The organism is Rhizobium esperanzae (genome assembly GCF_014197615.1).
GTDB lineage: Bacteria > Pseudomonadota > Alphaproteobacteria > Rhizobiales > Rhizobiaceae > Rhizobium > Rhizobium esperanzae_A.
Genome location: NZ_JACIFY010000003.1, coordinates 254,904 through 278,811 on the forward strand (window position 1 = coordinate 254,904; position 23,908 = coordinate 278,811).

20 protein-coding genes are annotated in these 23,908 nt (G+C 61.9%); 6 read left to right on the forward strand and 14 right to left on the reverse strand.

What is annotated here, in order from left to right; genetic code table 11:
* Positions 1-7 precede the first annotated feature (7 nt).
* From GGD57_RS05980 to GGD57_RS06020, 9 genes are all read right to left on the reverse strand, one after another.
* Positions 8-751: an ABC transporter ATP-binding protein gene (locus GGD57_RS05980; protein ID WP_184467807.1), complete on the reverse strand. Its 744-nt coding sequence runs from the start codon at positions 749-751 to the stop codon at positions 8-10.
* Entirely contained in the window at positions 748-1,605 is an 858-nt protein-coding gene (locus tag GGD57_RS05985; RefSeq protein WP_184467809.1) for an ABC transporter ATP-binding protein, read from the reverse strand. The genes GGD57_RS05980 and GGD57_RS05985 overlap by 4 nt, the downstream gene beginning before the upstream one ends.
* Positions 1,602-2,537 (reverse strand): ABC transporter permease, encoded by a 936-nt coding sequence (locus tag GGD57_RS05990; RefSeq protein WP_184467811.1) that lies wholly within the window; start codon positions 2,535-2,537, stop codon positions 1,602-1,604. The genes GGD57_RS05985 and GGD57_RS05990 overlap by 4 nt, the downstream gene beginning before the upstream one ends.
* Before the next feature lie 4 nt (positions 2,538-2,541).
* A complete protein-coding gene (locus GGD57_RS05995; RefSeq protein WP_184467813.1) occupies positions 2,542-3,636 on the reverse strand; it encodes an ABC transporter permease subunit in 1,095 nt (364 codons plus the stop codon).
* Between the two features lie 5 nt (positions 3,637-3,641).
* Positions 3,642-5,228 carry an ABC transporter substrate-binding protein gene (locus GGD57_RS06000; protein WP_184467815.1) on the reverse strand — a complete coding sequence of 529 codons (1,587 nt, stop codon included), beginning with the start codon at positions 5,226-5,228 and terminating at the stop codon, positions 3,642-3,644.
* A gap of 68 nt (positions 5,229-5,296) precedes the next feature.
* Positions 5,297-6,247, reverse strand: coding sequence for a dihydrodipicolinate synthase family protein (locus GGD57_RS06005; RefSeq protein ID WP_184467817.1), 951 nt, complete (start codon positions 6,245-6,247; stop codon positions 5,297-5,299).
* Positions 6,248-6,283: 36 nt separating this feature from the next.
* Positions 6,284-7,159 (reverse strand): SMP-30/gluconolactonase/LRE family protein, encoded by an 876-nt coding sequence (locus GGD57_RS06010; RefSeq protein WP_184467819.1) that lies wholly within the window; start codon positions 7,157-7,159, stop codon positions 6,284-6,286.
* Complete coding sequence (locus GGD57_RS06015; RefSeq protein ID WP_184467821.1) at positions 7,156-7,986, reverse strand: NAD-dependent epimerase/dehydratase family protein; 831 nt, start codon at positions 7,984-7,986, stop codon at positions 7,156-7,158. The genes GGD57_RS06010 and GGD57_RS06015 overlap by 4 nt, the downstream gene beginning before the upstream one ends.
* 21 nt (positions 7,987-8,007) lie before the next feature.
* A complete protein-coding gene (locus tag GGD57_RS06020; protein ID WP_184467822.1) occupies positions 8,008-8,721 on the reverse strand; it encodes a FadR/GntR family transcriptional regulator in 714 nt (237 codons plus the stop codon).
* Between the two features lie 300 nt (positions 8,722-9,021).
* Here GGD57_RS06020 and GGD57_RS06025 point away from each other — a divergent pair, with 300 nt between their 5' ends.
* The 6 genes from GGD57_RS06025 (at position 9,022) to GGD57_RS06050 (ending at position 17,362) form a co-directional block, all read left to right on the forward strand.
* A complete protein-coding gene (locus GGD57_RS06025; protein WP_184467824.1) occupies positions 9,022-10,962 on the forward strand; it encodes an ABC transporter substrate-binding protein in 1,941 nt (646 codons plus the stop codon).
* 121 nt (positions 10,963-11,083) lie between these two features.
* Complete coding sequence (locus GGD57_RS06030; protein ID WP_085740648.1) at positions 11,084-12,070, forward strand: ABC transporter permease; 987 nt, start codon at positions 11,084-11,086, stop codon at positions 12,068-12,070.
* 9 nt (positions 12,071-12,079) lie between these two features.
* Positions 12,080-13,201, forward strand: coding sequence for an ABC transporter permease (locus tag GGD57_RS06035; protein WP_184467826.1), 1,122 nt, complete (start codon positions 12,080-12,082; stop codon positions 13,199-13,201).
* 7 nt (positions 13,202-13,208) lie between these two features.
* Positions 13,209-14,960 (forward strand): ABC transporter ATP-binding protein, encoded by a 1,752-nt coding sequence (locus GGD57_RS06040; RefSeq protein WP_184467828.1) that lies wholly within the window; start codon positions 13,209-13,211, stop codon positions 14,958-14,960.
* Positions 14,957-16,162 (forward strand): mandelate racemase/muconate lactonizing enzyme family protein, encoded by a 1,206-nt coding sequence (locus GGD57_RS06045; protein WP_184467830.1) that lies wholly within the window; start codon positions 14,957-14,959, stop codon positions 16,160-16,162. Before GGD57_RS06040 ends, GGD57_RS06045 begins: the two co-directional genes overlap by 4 nt.
* Positions 16,163-16,174: 12 nt before the next feature.
* Positions 16,175-17,362 (forward strand): galactarate dehydratase, encoded by a 1,188-nt coding sequence (locus GGD57_RS06050; protein WP_184467832.1) that lies wholly within the window; start codon positions 16,175-16,177, stop codon positions 17,360-17,362.
* 452 nt (positions 17,363-17,814) lie between these two features.
* Here the strand turns inward: GGD57_RS06050 and GGD57_RS06055 are convergent, their stop codons facing one another.
* The 5 genes from GGD57_RS06055 to GGD57_RS06075 all read right to left on the reverse strand — a co-directional run bounded on the left by GGD57_RS06055 (position 17,815) and on the right by GGD57_RS06075 (position 23,706).
* Positions 17,815-18,168, reverse strand: coding sequence for an ArsR/SmtB family transcription factor (locus tag GGD57_RS06055; RefSeq protein ID WP_184467834.1), 354 nt, complete (start codon positions 18,166-18,168; stop codon positions 17,815-17,817).
* Between the two features lie 187 nt (positions 18,169-18,355).
* The gene (locus GGD57_RS06060; protein WP_184467838.1) at positions 18,356-19,048 is read right to left on the reverse strand and encodes a response regulator transcription factor; all 693 of its coding nucleotides are present in this window, start codon (positions 19,046-19,048) and stop codon (positions 18,356-18,358) included.
* 1 nt (position 19,049) lies between these two features.
* Positions 19,050-19,427 (reverse strand): response regulator, encoded by a 378-nt coding sequence (locus GGD57_RS06065; RefSeq protein ID WP_184468028.1) that lies wholly within the window; start codon positions 19,425-19,427, stop codon positions 19,050-19,052.
* A 2-nt stretch (positions 19,428-19,429) separates the two neighbouring features.
* Complete coding sequence (locus GGD57_RS06070; RefSeq protein WP_184467840.1) at positions 19,430-20,071, reverse strand: response regulator transcription factor; 642 nt, start codon at positions 20,069-20,071, stop codon at positions 19,430-19,432.
* Positions 20,068-23,706, reverse strand: coding sequence for a PAS domain-containing protein (locus GGD57_RS06075; protein WP_184467842.1), 3,639 nt, complete (start codon positions 23,704-23,706; stop codon positions 20,068-20,070). The genes GGD57_RS06070 and GGD57_RS06075 overlap by 4 nt, the downstream gene beginning before the upstream one ends.
* Positions 23,707-23,908 lie beyond the last annotated feature (202 nt).

Genomic DNA, 23,908 nt, shown 5'->3' on the forward strand with positions numbered 1-23,908 from the left:
GTAGCGGTTATGCCCTCCCGTACATCCGGCTCGCCCGCAGCAGGCGCTGCGAATAGGGATGTTCGACGGCGCCCCTTCGCAACGCCTCGATATCGACCTGCTCGACGATCTCGCCCGCTTCCATGATGGCGACGCGGCTGCACATGTGGGAGACGACGGCGAGGTCGTGGCTGACGAGGAGGTAGGTGAGGCCGCGCTCCTTGCGCAGGTCCTGCAGCAGATTGAGGATTTCGGCCTGCACCGACACATCGAGCGCCGATGTCGGTTCGTCCAGAAGCAGGACGTCGGGGTTGAGCATCAGGGCCCTGGCGATCGCCACGCGCTGGCGCTGTCCGCCGGAGAGCTGGTGCGGAAATCTGTAGCTCAGCGCCGGATCGAGGCCGACCGATCTCAGCACCGCGTTGACATCGACGGAATTCGTATCCAGTCCCTGGTTGCGCAGCGGTTCCTTCAGCTGCGAGCGGATGGTCTTGCGGGGGTGGAGCGATCCGTAGGGGTCCTGAAACACCATCTGCACCCGGCGGAAGAACGGCCGGCTGCGCTGCCGGTCCAGCATCTCACCCTGGAGTTCGATGCGGCCGTCGTAATTGGCGTTGAGGCCGGAGAGAGCTCTGAGGACGGTCGATTTTCCGCAGCCGGACTCGCCGACCAGGCCGAACGCCGTCCCTTTTTCGATGGCGAGGTTTACGTCTCTGACAACAGGCCTTTGGCCGTGTGCGAAACGAATGGTGAGATTGTCGATCCGGATCATCGCGGCGGCTCCAATGCGCGGTCGTCAAGCCAGGCGGGATCGCGCTTCAGGATCGGCAGCCGGGCGGGGGGATTTTCGATCGTCGGCAGGGATGCCAGCAATCCTTGCGTATAAGGGTGTCTGGCCTTGTCGAGATCGCGCGCATCGAGCACTTCCACGACGCGGCCCGCATACATGATGAGGACGCGGTCGCAGAAATTGCGGATGAGGTTGAGGTCATGACTGATGAAGATCAGGCCGAGATTGCGACGGGCGACGAGTTCATCGAGCAGGGCCAGGATCTCCAGCCTGACCGTGACATCGAGCGCCGAGGTCGGCTCGTCGGCGATCAGCACTTCGGGTTCGGCAATCAGCATCATGGCGATCATCACGCGCTGGCCCATGCCGCCGGATATCTCGTGCGGATAGAGGCGGGCGACGCGTTCGGGATCGCGGATCTGGCCGGCTTCGAGCATGTCGAGCGCCTGGGCGTAGGTTTTTGCCTTGCTTACCTTCGGATGATGGAAGCGATAGGTCTCGGCGATCTGCTCGCCGATCCGCATCACCGGATTGAGCGAATATTTCGGGTCCTGCAGGATCAGGCCGATCCGCCGCCCCCTGATCGTCATCATCCTTCGTTCGTCTGCCGTGATGAGGTCGACGTCGCGAAAGCGCATCCGTTCGGCGCTGACCTTTGCGGTCGGCGGCAGCAGCTTCATGATCGCGCGACCGACGGTAGACTTTCCCGATCCGGATTCACCGACAATGCCGAGCTTTTCCTGTCCGAGCGTAAAACTCACGCCGCGCACAGCGCGCATGTGGCCGCCGCCATAGGCGATTTCGAGGTTGCGAATATCGATCAGGGGCTCTGTCATTCCGAACCTCTCGGGTCGAGGACGTCGCGAAGCGCATCGCCGACGAGATTGAAGGCGAGGCTGACGAGCGCGATGGCAATGCCGGGTGCTGCGATCACCCATGGGCTATCGAGCATGAATTCGCGGCCGCTGGCGGCCATCGATCCCCATTCCGGCCAGGGCGGCTGCGCGCCGAGGCCGAGAAAGCCGAGGCCGGCGGCGGTGATGATGATACCGGCCATATTGAGGGTGACGCGCACGATCACCGAGGGAATGCACATCGGCAGGATGTGGCGGGTGATGATCGCAATTGATGTCGCGCCCTGCAGGCGCACGGCGGCTATATAATCCGCCTTGCGAAGGCTGAGCGTCTCGGCGCGTGCCAGCCGGGCGATCGGCGGCCAGGCGGTCAACGAGATCGCGATGATCGCGTTGGTAATGCCGGGGCCGAGGGCTGCGGCAAAACCGAGCGCCAGCACCAGCCCGGGGAAAGAGAGGAAAATATCGGTGATGCGCATCAGGGTTTCGTCGACGATGCCGCCGAAATAGCCGGAGAAGGTGCCGATCAGCAGGCCGAGCGGTGCGACGATGATCGTCACCAGCATGATGATGTAGAGCGTCGTGCGGGCGCCGTAGATCACCCGCGCAAAGACATCGCGGCCGAAATTGTCGGTGCCGAGCCAATGGGTGGCCGAGGGCGGTGCAAGCCGCCCGGCCATGTCCTGGACGATCGGATCATAGCTCGTCAGCAGAGGGGCGGCCGTCGCCACCACGATCAGGAGCACGATGATGACAAGGCCGGCGAGACCAAGCGGGTGCAGGCTGAATTTCAGCCAGCCCTGATGGATCTGCTGCATCGACGACTGAAACCAGCCCTGAGGTTCCGGCGCCTGCAGCCATCTGCGAAAGCCGCCGGCGTTGGCGCTGTCTGCGTCTTCGGTGGAGATCGTCATGGCGTCACCGTGTTCTCGGATCAAGAATGCGATAGAGGAAGTCCGACAGGATGTTGATGGTCAGGAAGACGGCGCCGATCGTCAGCACCGAACCCATCACCACGTTCATGTCATTCATCTGCAATCCGCGGGTGAGATACTGGCCGAGCCCGGGCCAGCCGAAGACCGTCTCGATCAACACCGCGCCCTCGAGCAGCCCGCCGAAGGTCAGCGCCAGGATCGTCAGCAGCTGCACGCGAATGTTTCTGAACGCATGGCGCCAGACGACCTTGCGGGTGCCGAGCCCCTTTGCCCGTGCGGTGATGATGTATTCCTGGCTGAGCTGTTCCAGCATGAAACTGCGCGACATGCGGCTGATATAGGCGACCGAGTAATAACCGAGGATCGCCGCCGGCAGGATGATATGGCCGAGCGCATTGTGAAACACGTCCCATTGCTGCTGCAGCGCTGCGTCGATCAGCAGGAAGCCGGTCATCGGCGTGACGAGGCCCTCGTAGAAGACGTCGATCCGGCCCGAGGCGCCGACGAGCTTGAGCTTTGCATAGAAGATGAACAGCGCCATCAGCCCGGTCCAGAAGATCGGGATGGAATGGCCGGCAAGCGCAACGATCCGGGCAATGTGGTCGATGATTGTTCCGCGCCTGACCGCAGCGGTGATGCCGAGCGGGATGCCGATAATGGCGCCGATGATCATGGCGATGATCGCAAGCTCGATCGTCGCGGGAAAGATGGTCATGAGATCGGTGAGGATCGGTTGGCCCGTGGTTGCCGACATGCCGAGGTCGCCTGTGGCGATCTTGCCGACATAAGAGAGGAACTGCATCCAGATGGGCTGGCCGAGCCCCAGCTCGTGATACACGCGATCGTAAACTTCCTTGCTGACCTCCGCCCCGGTGATTGATAGCACCGGATCGGCAGGCAGCAGGCGACCCATCGAAAAGGTCAGGAAAAGCAGGCCGAGCAGCGTCGTGACGACAGCCACCACGCGTCCCGCCAGGCGCCGCAACAGGCTCATGAGAGGGTGCGGGGCCGCATCGGCGAACCCGCCCTCCGCCGAGCGACGGCCCTGCTGCTTCGATGTCAGATCGGCGCTCGCCACGCGCTCTACTCCTTCGTCACGTCATGCCAGCGCGTCGACCAGGTCGTATGCCCGTGATAGTTTTTGACGTTGACGCGCATGACATAGGGGTCGGTTCGCTGGAAGAAGATGACGAGCGGGGCGGCCATGCCGGCATAGATCCCGTCCATCTTCTTGAAGATATCGGTGCGCTTTTGCGTGTCGCGCTCCCTCATCGATTGATCGATAAGTGTGTTGAGGTCGTCCACTTTCATGCCCGTGCGCCAGAGGTAATAGCTGCCGAGGCGCGCCTCGTCGCTATTGTCGGGGTTGAAGGCGTATTGCGTGGCGACGGCGAACGGATCGGGCAGGCGGGCGCCGGAGTTGCCGAGCAGCACTTCGAATTTTCGCTCGCGGAAGGCGGGGGTGAACTCGCCCGGCACCAGATCGAGATCGAGGCCGGCGGCGCGAGCGCTCGCCTGCAGCGCCTCGGCGAAGGGCAGGGTTGGCGCCCCCGAGGGGTTGAGGACCTTCTTCAGTCCATTGGGATATCCTGCTTCCGCCAGCAGCTGCTTGGCTTTGGCGGGATCGTAATCGTAGCGGACGTCGGCCTCCTCGGGAGCGCCGATCATGCCGCGCGGGATCATCGACTGCCAGGGAAAACCGGTATACCGCATGATGTTGCCGGAGATCGCCTTCCAGTCGAAGGCGTGCTGGAAGGCCTCTCGGACCTTCGGCTTCTGCAGGTCCGGATCTTTCTGGTTGAGGGCGATGTAGTAGAAGCCGAGACCCGGGACATTGTCGATCACCATATCCTTGTTGGTGGCGAGTGCATCGAGATCGCCGCTTGCCACATACTGGCCGACATCGACGTCGCCTGCTTCGAGCTGCAGCCGGAGATTGCCGGATTCCGGGATATGACGGGCGACGACGCGGGCCATGGCGGGCTTGCCGCCCCAATATTTCGGCTGCGCATTGAAGATCGCCACATCGTTCGGCCGCCATTGCGCCAGGCTGAACGGGCCGCTGCCGGCGGAATTGGCCGAAAGCCAGGCGCCGCCGAAATCACCGTTTGCCTCATGCGACAGCACCGTCTTCTTGTCGACGATGCCGATCGACGAGCCGGCCAGCGAATAGAGCACCAGGTCGGTATTGACCGCCTGCGGCAGCTCGATCTCCAGCGTATGTTCATCCTTTGCCCGAACGAGTTTTTCGACGTTGTCGGGCTTGAAGCCCCAGAGCGCGACGTCGGTGGAGCCGACCTGGCCCATCTTGATGACGCGCTGGATCGACCAGGCCGCATCCTCGGCGGTCACCTTGTTGCCGCTCTGGAAGGTCGCGTCATCGCGCAGGGTCAGCGTGATGACCTTGCCATCAGGCGAGACCTCCCATTTCGTCGCAAGCATCGGCTTCAGCGTCTTGAGATCGTCAGACGACAGCTGCACGAGGTTGTCGTAGAGATTCGAAATCAGCTCGGAGACCGTGCGGGCGTTGTTCTGGGCCGGATCGAGCGTGCGGATCCCGGTGAGGTTCGTCCCTATCACCAGCATATTGGGCGGCGATGCCGCCCAGGCAGGCTGCGTCGTCATCAGGGCGCCGGTAATCGCGATCGTTGTCAGTAGCTGTCTTAGCATCTCTAGACCTCCCAATCCTGTGGCGCGGCCATCCCCCGCGCCTGTTGCTTGTGGAAATTCGTGCCGGCTCAGCCGGCTGCCTTTATGGACTCCTCGTCCGCTTGGACCTGAATGTCGCCTGCGGCCTGCCAGGCTTGCAGCAACCGATGCAATTCCTCGCGATCATGCGCATCGAGCCGCTGCAATCCCGGCACGCGCACCGGGCCGACATCGAGGCCGGAATAGGTGACGGCCTCTTTCACGACGGTCACGTTCGCGCCGTTGCGGAATTTGGTGCGCATCCGCTCGAAGGGTTCGAGCTTGTTGACGATTGCTCTCGCCGCAGCGAAGTCGCCTTTCTCGAGCGCGTCGTGGACGGCAAGCGACAATCTCGGCGCGACGTTGACGAGGCCCGAGGTGAAGCCGCGCGCGCCGGCAGCGGTGAACGTCGGCGCCCAGCTCTCCGCCAGGCCGCAGACGAACAACGCACCGGCCGGATCGGCCGCCGGGATTGCTCGCGACAGCAGCATCAGATCTGTTGTGGCGAACTTGATGCCGGCAATATTGCCGTGGTTTGCGAGACGGACGATCTCGGCGACGGTGAAACCCTCGGCCCTGACATAGGCGACGAGCGGCAGGGTGGACGCATCCGCAAGATTGCAGAAATAGTCGATCTGGGCCGAAGGTGCTGCGAAAGGATCGACGGGCTGATGCGACATGACGGCGGAGGCGCCGATCGCGGCCGCATCCCTGGCCATGCCGATCGCCTCGCGCAGCGACCGGCCGATCGCCGCCGTCACCGGCGCCCGGCCGCTAACGCCTGAAACCGCCGCCTCGTGGACGATCCGGATCTCCTGCGGCGTCAGCGCATAGAATTCGCCGGTATTGCCGGCAGCGACAATGTTGTGAATGCCGGCCGCCGCCACCCGCGCATAGACCTTGGCGGTCATCCGCGGTTCGACTTCGCCTTTACCGTCATAGGCCGTGACGGGAACGCCCGACACGCCCGTGAGCGCCTTGCGCATGATCGCGATGCTCATTTTTCTTCCCCGTTAGCTTCCATCAAAAAATGATCGTCATCCGAAGCGGAAGGGCGCCAAACCCTCCGCATCCACGTCGAAGGCGATGACGGTGCCTGCTTCGAAACGTCCGGTGCGGTCCGTCGACAGGCTGGTGACGAAGAGGGTCCGGAGGTCCGGCCCTCCGAAACACGGCATCGTCGGTGCTGCCACCGGCAGAATGTAGATCTCGACGATTTCCCCTTCGCTCGATATGCGGTTGAGACGGCCGGCGGAAACGCCGGCGCTCCAGTAAAAGCCGTCACGATCGATGGCGGCGCCGTCCGGCCGCCCGTCTTCTTCGGTAAAGCTGCGAAGCCGCCGGCCGTCGCCCAGGTCGCCGGTATCGGGATCGAAGTCGAATGCCTGCAGAAAACATTGCCGGCTGTCGGAGTGATACATCCGCCGGCCGTCCGGCGACCAGGCAAGGCCGTTGGAACTCGTCAGTCCCGTTGCAACGGTCCGGGCGCTGCCGTCGGCCCCCACGCGGTAAAGTGCGGCCTCATCGATCTGCGGCTTGGCTTCGCTGATCGAGCCGATCCAGAAGTGCCCGTCGGGTCCGATCTTTCCGTCGTTGAGGCGGCCGTTGAAGGCACGCCCGACCGGGTCGCACAAAAATTCGATGTCGCCGGAGACGGGATCGAAGAGATGGACGCCCGTCTGGAGGCCTACGACCATCCTGTGATCGCGGCAAAGCCCGAGACAACCGATTGCGGCCGGCATGGCGAAGCGATCGATTTGTCCCGAGGCCTGCAGCCGCACGACCGCCGGCGCCAGAATATCGACCAGCCACAGGGTGCCGGTCTCATCGTCCCATACCGGCGATTCACCGACCGTCAACGGTTGCCGGATCACGGAACGGACGTCCGGGCGGATGATCCGAGGCACCGTCATTCGGCAGCCTCCAGGCTCTTGGTCAGGCCTTCGGCGTCACGCATGCGAATGGTGCCGTCATGATTGATCTCGCAGAATCCACCACCCTGGAACGCCTGCGCGACCGGCCCTTCGGATCCCTGTTCGATGCGGGCGTGATCGCGCGGCCGGTCCTGTGGCCGGTAGCCGAGCCTCGTCGCCAGATCGTTGTCCCACCATTTTTCCTCGGTATCGGAAACACCATAGACGACGGTCGCGGCAATCAATGGGTGGGTCAGCCCGATCCGCACCAGTTGTGCCAGATCCCGCGCGCTGATCCAGATCGCAATCGATCGCTCGCTGTTGGGATAGGTGCCGGCATTGCCGATACGGATGGAAAGGGAACGAATGCCCGCCGTGTCGTAGTAAAGCCCCGCCACCAGTTCGCCCCAGCATTTGGAAAGTCCGTACGGGCTGTCGGGACGCATGGGATCGAGCGGCGAGATGGTTTCGCCACGTGGATAGAAGCCGGTCGCATGGTTGCTCGATGCATAGACGACCCGCTGGACTCCGTTGGTCCGCGCGGCTTCGTAGAGATTGTAGGTTCCAAGCACATTTGCGTGCAGAATGGCATTCATGTCGATGCCGCTTGCGATACCCGCAAGATGAACGACGCCGTCGATATCCTTCAGCGCAGCCGTTGCCTCGTCGGGCTTTGTAAGGTCGGCTCTCACGAACGTCTCGTTTTCACTAAGTCCGGGAGGCTCCTGGAGATCGATCAGGCGCAAATGCTCGACATGCGGCTGAAGATGCGGGCGCAGTAGCGTTCCGACACGTCCGGCAGCACCTGTAAGAGCGACCCTTCTCATCGTTTCTCCTCCCATTATCGGTCAAACGCCCTGGAACATGCGTGCGCGGGCATTCAGTATGTGTCTTTTCATGGCGTCATGGGCCTCGGTTTCGTTGCGCGCGAAGATCGCCTCGACGATCACCGCATGCTCATCCTGGACGCTGCGGATCTGCTCCAGCGTCCGTTTCAGGCTCAAGCTTCGCGTCACGGAATGCCCGATCGCGAAATGCGGCCTGAACCATTCGCGCACGGTGATATGGAACTGGTTCCCGGTCGCCATGGCGATGGCATCGTGCAGCGCCTGGTCCTGCTCGGCGCCGAGCTCTCCGTTGCGCAGACATTGTTCGATCGAAAGAAGTGCCGCCGTTATCCGCTCCCGGTCCTCCGGCTGCCAGTTTCTTGCGGCAAGCTCCGCGGCCTCGGCTTCGAGGCCGGCGCGGAATTCGAAAAACCGCTGGACATCGGCGAGTGATCCCACAGGCACCATTTTCAGCATCGACGAGTCCGGTCTTTGCCTGACATAGGAGCCGGAGCCCTTGCGTGAAACCACCAGGCCATCGGCCCTCAAGCGCTCGAGCGCTTCGCGCACGACAGGTCTCGAGGCGCCGAAATCAGCGGCGAGCTTGGTCTCCGACGGCAGCCGTTCGTTCACCGGAAAGGCGCCGTCGGCAATCATCCCTACGATCTTCTCGTAGATGATGTCGCTGAAGCGCGTTGCGCCTCTGTTCGAAACGGCGTCGACCTCAAATGTCATTATCGTCCTTTTCTCTGAACGCTGCGGGCTTTGCCGGCGCCGGCCGATGATCTCAATGGCCGCACACAGATTCTAACAGATTGCCGCCTTTTATCCGCTGCAGCCTTGATTTCAGGGCGGGAAATCCCGGCCCCGATGTTGCATCGCTACGAAATTTGTAATTATCTGTCAACTCTTGTAATCATTTGGGAACGTGTCTATGGTTCGGTCCCAGCGCCGAGGAGGGCGCAAGCGGCAGGTCGGGAACCCGCCGCATCAGCCGGTTCAAAAATTGCACCGGCGTAGAAAGGGAGGAACTCGATGCCGAACGAAATACTGTCGCGTGGCGTTACCCGCCGCACTGTGCTTGGTGGCATGGCCGGCGTCGCCGCCTTGTCCATCGCTGGTCGCGTCTCCGCCGCCGCAGGTGGCGAAGCGCCTGCGCTTGCACAGCTTGTGAAAGATGGAAAACTGCCGCCGCTTGCCGAGCGCCTGCCGAAAAAGCCGATGATGGTGACGCCGTACGAGAAGGTCGGCACCTATGGCGGCTCGCTGCGGCGCGGCCTTCGCGGTTCGTCGGACCACAACGGTATCCTGCGCATGGTCGGCAACCAGAGTCTCGTGCGCTGGAACCTCGATTTTACCGCCGTGCAGCCGAACCTTGCCGAGCGCTGGGAAGTCAGCGACGACGCAACGCAATTCACCTTCCATCTCATCGAGGGTGTGCGCTGGTCAGACGGTCATCCCTTTACCGCAGACGACGTCGTTTTCGCGATCGAAGACTGCGTCAAGAACACCGAGCTCTACAGCTCGACACCGGCCCAGCTTGCTGTTGCCGGCAAGCCGGTCACAGTCGAGAAGATCGACGATTATACCGTGAAGTTCACCTTTGCGGCGGCCAACGCGCTTTACCTGGAAAACCTCGCCACGCCGCTCGGCCAGCATCCGACGCTGTTTCCAAAGCATTACTGCAGCCAGTTCCTGCCGAAGTACAATCCCAATATCGAGGCCGATGCGAAGAAGGCCGGCGTCACCAGCTGGACGGAGCTGTTCCGCAGCCGCTGCGGCGATATCGAGATCCCGACGCGCTGGGGCAATGTCGACAAGCCGACGCTCGATCCATGGGTTGTCAAGGAACCCTATGTCGGTGGCGCAACCCGCGTCGTCATGACCCGCAATCCTTATTTCTGGCAGGTCGATACGGCAGGCAACCAGCTTCCCTATATCGATGAGATCAATTTCGGCATCTCGCAGGATGTCGAATCGCTGATGCTGAACGTCATCTCCGGCAAGATCGATATCCAGGAACGTCACATCAGCGTGCTGGCCAACAAGCCGACACTCTCCCAGAACATGCAGAAGGGCGATTATCGGCTGCTGACGCTCGTGCCTTCGGCCTCGCAACAGTGCCAGATCTACTTCAACATCACCCACAAAGATCCTGCCATGCGCAAGATGTTTGCGGATAAGTCGTTCCGGCAGGCGTTGTCGATCGGCATCAATCGGCCGGAGCTCATCGATATCGTCTATTTCGGGCAGAGCGAGCCCTACCAGGCCGGGCCGCGCCCGACCCATCCATGGTATCACGAGAAATACGCGCGCCAGTTCACCGAATATGACGCCGACAAGGCTGGCGCGATGCTCGATCAGGCCGGCTACAAGAAAGGCGGCGACGGTTTCCGCCTGCGGCCGGACGGCCAGAAGGTGTTCTTCTCGATCGACGTCATTCCGACGCTCTATCCCGACCTCGTCGATGCCCTGGAACTGGTCAAGACACATTGGGCTCAGATCGGTATCGACATGAAGGTCAACACGATCGAGCGGGCGCTCTACTATACCCGCGGCGACGACAATGCCCATGATGCGCAGGTATGGCCGGGGCCGGGTGGTCTCGATCCGATGCTCGATCCGCGCGACTTTTTCGCCTTCCATCCGCAGGGCTCTCGTTACGCCATTCCGTGGACGCTGTGGTACACCTCAAACGGTGCTCGTGGCGAAGAGCCGCCGGAAAGCCAGAAAAAGCGTATGAAGCTTTTCGACGAAGCGCGCTCGACGGCCGATCTCGACAAGCGCGGCGCGATCATGAAGCAGATCTTCGATATCGCGGCGGAGGAATTCGAGACAGTGGGCCTTTGCCTTGCGGTCGGCGGCTTCGGCATCATCCGCAACAATCTGCGCAATGTTCCCGAGAAGGAGCCGGACAGCTGGTCCTGGCCCAATCCGGGGCCTGCGATGCCGCAGCAGTTCACCTTCACGAGCTGATTTTGATCGAGCGCCGTACCGACGGTACGGCGCTTTCTTCGGTTCGCCTTCCGAGATGCCTTGCCGGCTTTGACAGCCGACAGGGGGCCCGGCGGGCGGCGTTTAATGCAAGAGGCGCCTCATGCTGGTCTTTATCGCCAAACGCTTTCTATGGATGATTCCATCGCTTTTTGCCGTCAGCTTCCTCGCTTTCGTGCTGATCCAGCTGCCGCCGGGCGACTATGTCACCACCTACATCGCGACGCTGGCGGCCTCCAACGAGATCGTCGATCAGAACACGGCGGCGCAATTGCGCGAGCGCTTCGGCCTCGACGATCCGATGCTCATCCAATATTTCAAATGGATGTGGGGCATCCTGTCGCGCGGCGACTTCGGCATTTCCTTCGAGTGGCAGCAGCCGGTCTCCGATCTGATCTGGGAGCGCATGGCGCTGACCCTCGTCCTGGCTCTTTCGACATTGATCGCCACCTGGGCGATCGCCCTGCCGATCGGCGTCTTTTCCGCCGTGCGCAAATATTCGATCGGCGACTATTTCTTCACGGCCTTCACATTTTTCGGTCTGGCCGTTCCGTCCTTCCTGCTGGCGCTGGTGCTGATGTATATCGCAGCGGTCGAATTCGGCCAGGATGTCGGCGGGCTGTTTTCGCCGCAATATGAGAATGCGCCCTGGAGCTTTGCCAAGATGGGCGATCTCTTCTCGCATCTCTGGCTTCCCGTCATCATCCTTGCCGTCTCCTCGACGGCGAGCCTCATCCGCGTCATGCGTGCGAACATGCTCGACGAACTGCCGAAGCCTTACGTGACCACGGCACGGGCAAAGGGGCTCTCGGAATTCCGGCTGCTGATGAAATATCCGATGATGATCGCGCTCAACCCGTTCATCTCGACGATTGCCTGGCTGCTGCCCAACCTCATCTCCGGCTCGGTCGTCGTCGCTATCGTCCTCAATCTGCCGACGGCCGCGCCCTTGCTGCTGCAGGCGCTGATGGCCCAGGACATGTATCTCGCCGGAGCCTTCGTTCTGCTGATCTGCGCGCTGACGCTGATAGGCTCTTTGATCAGCGACATCCTGCTTGCGCTGGTCGATCCCCGCATCCGGTTGGAATAGGAGCCTGATATGGCCGACATCGCCGTCACAAACATTCAGCCGGACCGCGCGGCCGTCGCTTCGCAGTGGCAGCTTATCTGGTGGGCGTTCCGCCGCCACAAGCTGGCCATGGTGGCGCTCGTCGTCACCGTGATGATGTATATCGTCGCCCTGGTTCCCGGCTTCTTCGCCATCAACGATCCGAACCTGCAAAATGCGCGGGCAACCTTTCATCCGCCGCAGAGATTGCATCTGATCGATACTCAGAACGGGTTCTCCTTCGGCCCGCATTATTACCCGATGAAGCTGACCCGCGATCCGGAAACCCTGGCCGCCATCTTCAAGGAAGACACGACCAAACGTGTCGACGTCCAGTTTTTCGGGCGTGGCTATGAATATTCCGTGTTCGGCCTCTTCAACACCAACATCCATCTGATCGCCTCGCCCGACAAGACGACGCCGCTGCTTCTCTTCGGCGCCGACCGGCTCGGGCGCGATGTCTTCAGCCGGACGGTGCAGGGTTCGCAGGTATCGTTGTCGATCGGCCTCGTCGGCGTCTTCCTGTCACTGATGCTCGGCATCGTGATCGGCGGCATCTCGGGATATTACGGCGGCCGCATCGATTTCTTCATGCAGCGGCTGATCGATTTCGTGCTGTCGCTGCCGACGATCCCGATCTGGCTGGCGATGGCGGCGGCCCTACCGCAGGATTGGCCGGCGACGCTGCAATATATGATGATCACGATCATTCTGTCGCTGACTGGCTGGGCGCAGCTTGCCCGCGTCGTTCGCGGACGTTTCCTGTCGCTGCGCACCGAGGAGTTCGTCGCCGCCGCCAGGCTCGACGGCGTCCGCGAAGGGCGCATCATCTTTCGTCACATGCTGCCGAGCTTCGCCAGCCACATCATCGCGTCGATCACGCTTGCTGTGCCGGCAATGATCCTTGCCGAAACCTCACTTTCCTTCCTGGGGCTCGGGCTGCAGCCGCCGACCATCTCCTGGGGCGTGCTGCTGCGCGAAGCCCAGAACATTCGCTCGATCGCCACCGCGCCCTGGCTCTTCATGCCGGGCTGTGCCGTCGTCGTCGCCGTCATGGCGCTCAACCTTCTCGGCGACGGCCTGCGCGACGCGGCCGACCCCTACAATAAATGAGGCCGGCATGACCGATATCGTTCCCATTGCCGGCAGGCCGCTGCTCCAGGTGAAAAACCTGACCGTCGAGTTTCCTCTGCGCACCGGCGTGTTTCGCGCCGTCAGCGATCTGTCTTTCTCGATCGAACCGGGCAAGACGCTCTGTGTCGTCGGCGAAAGCGGATCCGGCAAGTCCGTGACGGCGCGTTCGATCCTGCAGATCGTCGATGCGCCCGGCCGCATCGCCGCCGGATCGATCGTATTGAACGATCAACACGGCGGCTCGACCGATCTTACCAGCCTCAATCCGCGCGGGCGCCAGATCCGGGCGATCCGCGGCCGCGACATCGCGATGATCTTCCAGGAGCCGATGTCGTCGCTGTCGCCGATCCACACGGTCGGAAACCAGATCGTCGAGGCGCTTCGGCTGCACACCAGGATGAGCAAGGCAGAGGCGCGGGCCGAGGCCATCTCGCTGCTCAAGCAGGTTGAGATTCCCTCACCGGAAAAAGCCCTGGATCGATATGCCTTCCAATATTCCGGCGGGATGCGCCAGCGCGCGATGATTGCCATGGCGCTTGCCTGCAAACCGCAGTTGCTGATCGCCGACGAGCCGACCACGGCGCTCGACGTGACGACACAGGCCGAAATTCTCGACCTGATCGCCCGGTTGCAGAAGGCCAACGGCATGGCCGTTCTCTTTATCACGCATGATATGGGCGTCGTGGCGCAGATCGCCGACGATGTGCTCGTCATGCATCACGGTGTTGCCAAAGAATACGGGCCGGTCGAGCAGATCTTTCATGCGCCGCAGGACGACTATACCCGCATGCTGATCGGCTCGGTCCTCAAGCTGGAGCAGAAGGCCGAAATCCGCCTGGCACGCCCGCCGCTCGACAGGACCAAAGCGCCGATCCTCGAACTGCGCAACGTGTCGATGGACTTCGGCGAGGTGAAAGCGCTGAACGACGTTTCCATTTCGCTTCTACCGGGCGAAACGCTCGGTATCGTCGGCGAAAGCGGATCCGGCAAGACGACGATGGGCCGCTCGATCATGCGGCTGCTCGATCCCACGGCAGGCGAAATCCTCTATCGCAACGCCAGCGGTGACATCATCGATCTGGCAACGGCAAAAGGTCAGACGCTGGCCGCCGCACGGCGGGAGTTGCGAATGGTGTTTCAGGATCCTTTCGGTTCTCTCAATCCACGCATGACCGTTTCCCAGATCATCGGCGAACCGTTGCTCGTCAACGGCATTGCCAAGGGGCGGGCGCTGGATGAGCGCGTTTGCCATCTGATGGAGCAGGTCGGCCTCGATCCCAGGGCGCGCGAACGTTACCCCCATGCATTCTCCGGCGGTCAGCGCCAGCGCATCGGTATTGCCCGCGCCATTACGCTCAATCCGCGTGTCATCGTTGCCGACGAGGCGACCTCGGCGCTTGACGTTTCGGTGCGCTCGCAGGTTCTCGATCTTCTGATGCGCCTGCAGGATGAACTCGGCCTCGCCTATATCTTCATCAGCCATGACATCGGCGTCATCCGCTACATGTGCGATCGTGTCGGCGTCATGTACAAAGGCCAGCTCGTCGAAATGGGCGATGCGGAAAAGGTCTGCCGCACACCCGAACACGCCTATACGCAGGCGCTGATATCGGCGATCCCGCGCCCCGATCCGCGGGACCGAGATCATTCCAAGCGTTTCCGCTATGTCGCGCCCGATAATCTCAAGCCAGACAATCTCAAGCCAGACAATCTCAAGAATGGAAGTTCTCAGAGATGAAAATCACCGGGATGCGCACCTTTCTCATGCATGTCGGTCAGCCCTCGAACTGGGCGGCCGATCACCGTTCTGGTGATGGCACTTCCAAGCAGTTCGGAGGCGCCAGAAACTGGCTGTTTCTGAAGATCGATACCGACGAGGGTATCACCGGCATCGGTGAATGTTCGGGCTGGCCGCGTGTCGTCGAGACGGCGATCCATGATCTTGCGCCGCTGCTCATCGGTGAAGATCCGGCTCATATCGAACGCCTGTGGCAGAAGATGCATATTGCCATGATGGGCCACGGCATGCTCGGAACGGTTGGCGGCGGCGCGATGACAGGCATCGACATGGCGCTTTGGGATATCAAGGGCAAGGCGCTCGGCGTGCCGGTCTGGATGTTGCTCGGCGGCAAGGTGCGCGACCGGATTCCGATCTATTCGCATGCCAATACGCCCGAGCGCGCGCTTGCACTCAAGGAGCGCGGCATCAAGGCGATCAAGTGCGGCGGGGTCGCAGATCCCGTTCGCAAAGTCGCCGCACTCCGCGACGCCGTCGGCGACGACATCGACATTGCCATCGATCTGCACGGGCCGCCGTGGCTGACGCCTGCGGATGCCTGCCGGCTGGTGCGGGCGCTCGAACCCTATGAACTGATGTGGGTGGAAGATCCGATTGCGCCGGAGAATATCGACGGCTACCGGCGCATCCGCGACGCAGCGCATGTGCCGCTTGCCGCCGGCGAGCGCTCGGCGACCATTTTCGGCGAGCGCGAACTTATTGAAAAGGAATTGGTCGACGTGATCCAGCCGGATACAGGCCGGGCCGGCGGCATCACCCAGATGAAGAAGATCGCCGCCATGGCCGAAGCCCATCATATCCAGATGGCGCCGCATTCGGGTTCACTCGGGCCGGTGGCGGAATATGCCGCCTTGCATTTGCTGGCAGCGATCCCGAATGCCCTCATCCTCGAGCGCTTGGACGATGACTGGGACGGCCGCCGCCAGACGATCGTGCCGCATCCGCAACAGGTCGACGGTTTGATCGCCGTTCCCGACGGCCCGGGACTTGGCTGCGATATCGACGAGGCCTTCGTCGCGCGCTTCCCGAGCGGCGGCAATGTCTCGGTGCCGCAAGCCGCCGGCGCCTATAATCCCGGAACCGACAACGAGCACCTCTACGTGCAGACGCGCGTGGCGCGCCGCAGCTATTTCAATCGCTAGAAGGACAGAAAGATGAAGATCGACCGCATGCGGGTTTTCATGACCCGCGACAAGGACCGTCCGCGCGTAATCGTCGCGCTCGACACTGATGACGGGCTGACGGGTTGGGGCGAATGCTACAATCACGGCCCCGACAAGGCGCTGCCGCCGCTGCTCGATTATCTCTACGGATTTATTTCAGGTCAGGACCCGACGCGCGTCGAGTATCTCGTCAATCTGCTGATCCAGCAAAGCCGGTTCCCGCCGGGCGCGCTCGGCCTTGCCGCGATCTCCGCGCTCGACCATTGCCTGTGGGATCTCGCGGCGAAGGCTGCGAACGTCCCGGTCTACAAGCTGCTCGGCGGCGAAGTGCGCGACCGCATCAAGGTCTATGCCGGGGTCTATACCGCGCCGGATGCGCCGGCGGCTCGCGACGAATTCGATCGCCTGAAGGAGGGGTGGGGCTTCACCGCCTTCAAGCTCAGCCCCTGGCGGATCGACATGCATTCCAATCGCTGGGGTAATGTCGTCAAAGCTTCGGCAGATTATTTCCGTTCGCTGCGTGAAACTGTCAACGACGAGTACGAGATCGCTTTCGACGCGCATGCCAAGATTTTCGAGCCGGTCGCCGCGCGTCAGCTCGGCAATGCGCTCGCCCCCTACGATCCGCTGTTTTTCGAGGAGCCGCTACGGCCCGAAAACATCGAGGCCTGGGGCGACCTGAAACAGGGTCTCAACTGCACGCTGGCGACCGGTGAATCGCTTTACAACAGAAACGAGTTCCTGCGGCTGCTGCAGGTCAAGGGCGCCGACCTCATCCAGCCGGATATCTGCGTCGTCGGCGGCATCAGCGAAATGCGCCGCATTGCCACGCTCGCCGAAGCGTTCTTCGTCGGCGTCGCGCCGCACAACCCGATGGGTCCGCTTGCAACGGCCGTCAATGTTCATTTTTCCGCGGCGGCGCAGAATTTCCGCATTCTCGAATATAGGCTGCCGAAGGGGCAGGCCTATGTCTATGGCGGCCTCGACATCGAGAAGCGGGAAGGGGAAACCCGCTACGTCGTCGATCCCTATCTGCCGAAGGACGGCTATCTCGAACTGCGGCCCGACCGGCCCGGCTGGGGCGTCGAAATGGATGAAAAGGCAATGGAGGAGGAGGGTTACATCCATTGGCAGCGGCGCGTGCCGAAGCGTCCGGACGGCTCTTACGCCTTCGCCTGATCCGCTGAAAAAAAGAAGACCGGCCGCTGCCCGCATGGGAGCGCCCGGTCCTGCAGCAAAAAGGTGGGAGCCGGACAGGTGGGACGCTCGCCTGCCAATTCGTCGGCCACAGGGTGAAACCGAAAAAACCCCTGTGTTCATCATCCCTGTCGCGTTCGGTTAACACGGCTCACGCCGCGAACGTCCCAGAATCCGCGCTGCTCGCCCAGCTATGCGGCCGGAGCGTACTCAGCAAACCAAAGCCTATGTCCGCCAGCCCGTTTTTCGGGAGAATTGCTGCCATGGCATCCTGCCATCGATGCGCATCGGTGTGCGGTCAGCCGGATGCTGCCCGCGCGCCCGCAGTCTCGATACCAAAGCTCAGTCGCTCCGATACTTCCCGATAATAGCGAGCAGAATCATGGCTCGCTAAGCTTGGCCCTGATCCAGCCGCAGTACCTTCCCCATTTGCCTCAGGCGTTCACAGTTCGGACTCGGTCCACTACCGTACGAGGATGCGATCCGAAGATGTCGGCGAGCGTATCGAGCATCACCCTGGCGGCTCTCGACTGAAGTGAATAATAGATCGTCTGGGCAGCCCTTCGCGTCTGCACGAGTTCCTGCTCCCGAAGAATTGCCAAATGCTGGGAAGTCGAAGATTGGCTCAATCCCACTTCGTCAGCCAGGACGGTCACGGACATTTCTCCTGCGCTCAACAGATGCAGAATGTGAAGCCGTTTGGCATTCCCCAAGGCCGACAGGAAGGTGGCTTCGTCGCCGAAGGCGTCGGTTTCAGGGAAGGGCGCGGCGGACGATAGATTGTTCAAGGCGAGATCTCCTTTGGGGAATCAAAGCCGGGCACCAGATCATATCCCCGAGCTTTAATTTAGAGATAACGCAAGGGTGCGGCGCCGAAACCCATTGTCGGTGCCGGATCGTCTTTTTTGGCGCGAATCGGATACGACACGCATTAAATTGGACAGCCGGCACCCGTTATAGGCACGCGGCTAAAAGCTAACGCGACCCAGCCTGACGCATCTGCGCCGGCAATGTCTCCCAGGCCCGGATCAGTTCGCCGATCGAGGCGGCCTCCATCTTGTGCATGACATTGCTGCGATGCAGCTTGACCGTCACTTCACTGATGCCGAGATCGAAGGCGATCTGTTTGTTGAGGCGGCCGTGCGCCACTTCGTGCAGAACTTCGCGTTCACGCTGCGTCAGCGTCTCCAGGCGCTCGATGTTGCGCTTGGAGACCGCGGCTTCCGCCCGTCGTTCGGCATCCATCGTTATGGCCGCGGTGATGGCGTCGAGCAGCGTCTGGTCTCGCACCGGCTTGGTGAGAAAGTCCACGGCGCCGGCCTTCATCGCCTGGACGGTCATCGGGATGTCGCCATGCCCCGTCAGGAAGATGATCGGCTTGGGAATGCCGTTTTCGGCCAGATGACGTTGCAGGTGGAGGCCGCTTGCCCCCGGCATGCGCACGTCGAGGATCAGGCAGCCGGGACTATCCAGGATATCGGCGTCGAGTAGCTCGCGGGTCGAGGCATAACTGGCCGATCGGAAACCTGCCGACAGGATCAGCTCCGACAGCGCCTCGCGAACCGATACGTCGTCATCGACGATGAGGACGAGCGGCTCAGCCTCTTCACAATTGCGCTGCAATGATAACGGCGCCGATCTCCGCAGCAACGGCTGGTCAACTCTCATGTTACCCTCCATCTGTCGATTTATGCAAAGCGTTGGCGATGGCCGCCAGCAGGGCCTGGGCATCGAAAGGTTTGCGGAAAAATCCGCCCGCGCCTTGAGCGCGGCCCTGATCCGCTATCTCGTGGCGCCCGGTGATCAGGAATACCGGCAACTCGGGACGCGACTTGCTCACCAGGTCACGCAGTTCGAAGCCGTCGATGCCGGGCATTCCGATATCGGTGATGAGCAGGTCGAGGTCCGACAGCCCGTTGACGAGCAGCGAGCCCGCCGACGAGAAGCCGCGGGCCACATAACCCGCCGATTCCAGCAGGTCGCCCATCGATTCCAGCAGTCTTGGATCGTCGTCGACAATTGCGACGACATGTCTTGTCTCGTTCATGTTCAATTCCCCCCCACCCGGCGCGAGTGGGTAATCGGTATTTCCAGTTTCTCGGCGATCCGCACGAGATCGGCGAGCGAGGCCGCCGCCATTTTCTGCATCACATTTCGTCTATGGATCTGTAGCGTGACTTCGCTGATCCCGAGTTCGGCGGCCGCCTGCTTGTTCAAAAGACCGCTGACCACAAGCGGCAGTACCTCGCGTTCTCGCGGCGTCAGCTCGAGGTAGTGTCGTTTCAGCATGTCGAGTTCGGCGCGTTCGGACCTCTTGTCCCGATCCTGGGCGATCGCCGCATGGATTGCCGCCATGAGATCGGCATCGCTGAAGGGTTTGGTCAGGAAATCCACGGCGCCGCTTTTGATCGCACGCACGGAGGAGGGGATGTCGCCATGTCCTGTGATGAAGACGATCGGCGGATGATCGCCGTTGGCGATCTGTCTTTGCAGGTCGAGGCCGTTGATATCGGGCAGTTCGATATCGAGGATAAGGCAGGCAGGGACATCCGGCTTATCCATCTTCACATAATCGCCGGCCGATTCGAAGGCGACGGCGCGCATGCCATGCGAGTCCAGCAGCTCGCCGAGCGCTTCGCGGATGCGTTCATCGTCATCGACGATGAAGACTATATGATCGTCTCTCGTCATGACGCCGCCTTCATTTCAATAGGCAAGGTGAAGATCAACGTTGCTCCGTGCGGATTGTTCTTCTCTGCCCACAATCGTCCGCCGTGCAGTTCGACGATCGAACGGCAGATCGCCAGACCCATGCCCATGCCGTTTTCCTTCGTGGTGAAGAACGGCTCGAACATCTTCTCGGGAAACTCGATCCCCTGGCCGCGATCGCTGATCTCGGTCTGGACGGCGTTGCCTATGTGGCGCAGGCGCATCTCGATCACCCTGTCGCCGGCAATAGTGTCCATCGCCTCGATGCCGTTGCGGATGAGATTGATCAGAACCTGCTGGATCTGGACGCGGTCGATGGCGATGAGCGGAAGGTTGCCATCGACCTCCATCTCGATCCGGGCGCGGCGGCGCGCTGTTTCCTCGGCCATGAGGTTGCGCGCTTCGCTGACGACGCCCGCAAGTGCTGTATGGGCCCTCCTGTCAGCGGATTGTTTGAACAGGGCGCGGATGCGGCTGACGACATCCGCGGCGGAGTTGGCGTCGCGGATGATGCGCTCGACCGTCCTCTGCGCCCGCTCCATGTTCGGCGGTTCGGCCAGGAGCCAGCGCTGGCAGGCATGTGAGTTCGCGACGACGGCCGCCAGCGGCTGGTTCACCTCATGGGCGATGGAGGCCGAAAGCTCGGCGAGGCTCGCCACCTGGCTCGCCCGCGCAAGCCCCTCCCGCGCCTGACGCAGATCCTCTTCCGCCCGAACCTCTCCGTCGATATCAAGGCAGATGACATTCCACTGGACGATGACGCCCTCGGCATTGCGCATCGGCGCAGCGCGTGTCTCGACCCAGCGATATTCGCCGTCGAACCGCCGCAGGCGATGCCGGCGCGCATAGGGCTCGCCAGTGGCCAATGAATGGGCGTAGTTCTCTTTGACACCCGCCACGTCGTCGGGATGAACGCCGGCATCGAGTGTGCCGTCCAGCCGGGTTTTCCCGGTTCCGTCAAGCTCTTCAAGCTTATATCCGAGGAAGTCGCGGAGCTGGGGGTTGCGGTAGACCGGCTCTCCATCAGGTGCTGCGCAATCGATCATTGCCGGCAGCGTTTCGACGATCTGCCAGAGCGAACGTTCTCGCTCGCGCAGCTCCTCCTCGATGCGCAATTGATCGTCGATGTCATTGGTGAGACCGTACCACTGGATAATCTGCCCGCTCTCATCCCGCAGAGGCTCGGCGCTGCCTTTCACCCAGCGGTAGACGCCGTCGGCGCGCCGCAGGCGATACTGCTTGGAGAAGCGCTCGCCGGTGGCGAAGGAGTGCCTCAGCGCTTCGGCAAGGCTGTCGGCATCGTCTGGATGGATGGCGGCTTCGATGATGGCCGACAGCCGGTCCATGCCGGACTTCTCAGTGTTTGCAATGTCCTGGCCGAGAAAATTGATCAGCCGCTTGTTGAAGAAGGTCGGTTCGCCATCCGCGTCCAGGCGCCAGAGAAGGCTCGGGACGATGTCGACGAGCTGTGATAGCTCCCGTTCCCTCTCGCGCAGCGCCTGTTGCGCACGCACTTCGTCATCGATGTCGATCGCAGCCGCATACCATTGCACGATCTCTCCATTGTGATCCCGCAAAGGTTCCGCGCGACCTTCCATCCACCGATATACGCCATCGGCGCGGCGCCGTCGGTACCGTATGGTATAGGGCTCGCCGGTCGCAAGCGCGTGAGCGAGCACCTCTCTCATTCGAGGCCCGTCCTCGGGATGCACGGTTGCGCCGATGATGGCCGCCGAGCGGCTGATATCAGGCTTGTCCCAGGTCGCGACGTCATCCACTCCAATGGATTGCAGAGTGCGCTTGCTGAAGAAGGTCGGCTCGCCGTTCGGTGCCATGCGGGCGATGTGAACCGGGACCATGTCCACGAGCTGCGAGAGTTCGCGCTCGCGATCACGCAGTGCCTCCAGGGCGCGAACCTCCTCGTCGATGTCGAGGGAAACGCCGTACCATTGCACGACCGTTCCGTCGTCATCGCGCCGGGGTTCCACCCTGCATTCCGCCCAGCGGTAGACGTCGTCCTTTTCGAGCCAGCGAAACCGCATCGCCGAGCCGTTGCCGTTTTCGAAACAATTCCGCAGCGTGCGCTGAACGCCGGCTGCGTCTTCGGGGTGGATCAGTTGCTGCAGCAGCTCTTCGATGCGCGGCTCGCCGAGAGCGTCGAAACCGGCGATGACGGCGCGGAAATGGTCCTGATAACGTTTGTTGAAATAGACCGAGCCACTCGTCGGCTCGACGCTCCAGACGCGAACCGGCACCGCGTCGATCATCTGCTGCAGCGCTCGCTCGCTCTGACGCACCGCCTCTTCGGCACGGACCTGATCGTCGATGTCGTGGCAAAGGCCGTACCACTGGACGATATTCCCAGCCTGATCCCGCATCGGCTCGGCGCGGCTCGACATCCAGTGGTAGACGTTGTCGGCGCGGCGCAGCCGATATCGCATGGCGAAGTTTTCGCCGGTGGCGAGGCAGTGGTTAAGCGCATCCCTGAAGCCGACTGCATCATCGGGATGAATGACGGCCTCGATGAGCGCCTCCAGCCGGCTCATATCGGGCCTGTCCGAATCCGCGACATCGAGACCGAGGAAATCGGCCATTCGTCTATTGAAAAAGGTCGGTTCTCCCTGGGGCGTCAGGCGCCAGACGTGACTCGGAACCATGTCGACGAGCTGCGAAAGTTCCTGTTCCCGCTCGCGCAACGTCTCCACGCTTTGTCGCAACGTCAGCACGGCCAGCTGGTGTTGCCTGGATATGGCGGCGACGATCAGCGCCGAAAACGCCGAGATGGCCAGAAAAAGCTGCAGCATGACCTGCTTGTGTTTCTGGGAGCCGGCATCGCCGACAAAATGGCTGGCGCCTGTGATCGTGAAGATGGCCGCGATCAGGGCGAGGAGGGCGAGCGATATGGCCGCGCCCTTGAATTCGAAGCGGACCGCGGCCCAAAGAAGCGGCGGCATGACGATGTAGGCGAAGGGAAGGTAGCCGCTGAGCGAAAGGGCGGCGACGCCGAGAAAAATCAGCCCCAGGACGCAGGCTTCCAGCCATTGGGCGGCCGAGAGCCGGGTCTTGTCGCGCCAATTGTGAAAGACGGTGAGCGCCAGCGGCGCGACGATCAGGATACCGGTTGCGTCACCGATCCACCAGAGCGGCCAGGCCGTCAGGAAGGATTGCGATTGAATGCCGAACCAGGCGAGCGTCGCGCTTCCTATCGTTGCGCTGACGATTGGCGCAATTCCGGCGCCCAGGACGACGAATGCAAGAACCTCCTGCAAGGTTTCCAACTGCGCGGGACGCTTCAAGCTCCGATTGACCAACCATGCCGCGACGACCGCTTCGAGAGCATTGCCGACATAGATCAGGAGGGCCGCAGGCAGCGGACTGTAGAACCACAGGGCATTGCTGAACAACTCAGCCAGGCAGCCGGCCAGTATCCACCATGGCCAGGTGCGCCTGGAGGCGAGGATGAGTGTCGCGATGAAAAGTCCGCCCGGAGGCCAGATGGAAATACCCGTTCCCGGCACGATCGCCAGCGACTGGGCGAAGCCGCAGGCGAGCACATAGGCTGCAATGAAAAGCCCCAGATACACGGATTGGGGACGGTGCGACCAGACGTTCATCATCAATCGCTCCTGTCGGGCAGGCAAAGCCCGGGTATCACAAGCATCCGGTGCAGCACTCGTTCTTGATGTCGGGGCCGGCGAGCTCATACTCGAACCGTAATCCCGCAGCACCACAGCCGCAACTCATGGAAATCCATAGATTGCGCGGCGAGGTAGCGTTGCGCCCGCCGACCGGATCTTCAGCGCCACCGTGGAGGGGAGG

What these genes read in the sequence shown, in the direction of transcription:
- GGD57_RS06035 (WP_184467826.1), top strand. Translation starts at nt 12,080, where the DNA reads ATGGCCGACATCGCCGTCACAAACATTCAGCCGGACCGCGCGGCCGTC.
- GGD57_RS06000 (WP_184467815.1), bottom strand. Translation starts at nt 5,228, where the DNA reads ATGCTAAGACAGCTACTGACAACGATCGCGATTACCGGCGCCCTGATG.
- GGD57_RS06030 (WP_085740648.1), top strand. Translation starts at nt 11,084, where the DNA reads ATGCTGGTCTTTATCGCCAAACGCTTTCTATGGATGATTCCATCGCTT.
- GGD57_RS06010 (WP_184467819.1), bottom strand. Translation starts at nt 7,159, where the DNA reads ATGACGGTGCCTCGGATCATCCGCCCGGACGTCCGTTCCGTGATCCGG.
- GGD57_RS06020 (WP_184467822.1), bottom strand. Translation starts at nt 8,721, where the DNA reads ATGACATTTGAGGTCGACGCCGTTTCGAACAGAGGCGCAACGCGCTTC.
- GGD57_RS06070 (WP_184467840.1), bottom strand. Translation starts at nt 20,071, where the DNA reads ATGACGAGAGACGATCATATAGTCTTCATCGTCGATGACGATGAACGC.
- GGD57_RS05980 (WP_184467807.1), bottom strand. Translation starts at nt 751, where the DNA reads ATGATCCGGATCGACAATCTCACCATTCGTTTCGCACACGGCCAAAGG.
- GGD57_RS06015 (WP_184467821.1), bottom strand. Translation starts at nt 7,986, where the DNA reads ATGAGAAGGGTCGCTCTTACAGGTGCTGCCGGACGTGTCGGAACGCTA.
- GGD57_RS06040 (WP_184467828.1), top strand. Translation starts at nt 13,209, where the DNA reads ATGACCGATATCGTTCCCATTGCCGGCAGGCCGCTGCTCCAGGTGAAA.
- GGD57_RS06050 (WP_184467832.1), top strand. Translation starts at nt 16,175, where the DNA reads ATGAAGATCGACCGCATGCGGGTTTTCATGACCCGCGACAAGGACCGT.
- GGD57_RS06075 (WP_184467842.1), bottom strand. Translation starts at nt 23,706, where the DNA reads ATGATGAACGTCTGGTCGCACCGTCCCCAATCCGTGTATCTGGGGCTT.
- GGD57_RS06005 (WP_184467817.1), bottom strand. Translation starts at nt 6,247, where the DNA reads ATGAGCATCGCGATCATGCGCAAGGCGCTCACGGGCGTGTCGGGCGTT.
- GGD57_RS06025 (WP_184467824.1), top strand. Translation starts at nt 9,022, where the DNA reads ATGCCGAACGAAATACTGTCGCGTGGCGTTACCCGCCGCACTGTGCTT.
- GGD57_RS05990 (WP_184467811.1), bottom strand. Translation starts at nt 2,537, where the DNA reads ATGACGATCTCCACCGAAGACGCAGACAGCGCCAACGCCGGCGGCTTT.
- GGD57_RS06060 (WP_184467838.1), bottom strand. Translation starts at nt 19,048, where the DNA reads ATGAGAGTTGACCAGCCGTTGCTGCGGAGATCGGCGCCGTTATCATTG.
- GGD57_RS05985 (WP_184467809.1), bottom strand. Translation starts at nt 1,605, where the DNA reads ATGACAGAGCCCCTGATCGATATTCGCAACCTCGAAATCGCCTATGGC.
- GGD57_RS06045 (WP_184467830.1), top strand. Translation starts at nt 14,957, where the DNA reads ATGAAAATCACCGGGATGCGCACCTTTCTCATGCATGTCGGTCAGCCC.
- GGD57_RS06065 (WP_184468028.1), bottom strand. Translation starts at nt 19,427, where the DNA reads ATGAACGAGACAAGACATGTCGTCGCAATTGTCGACGACGATCCAAGA.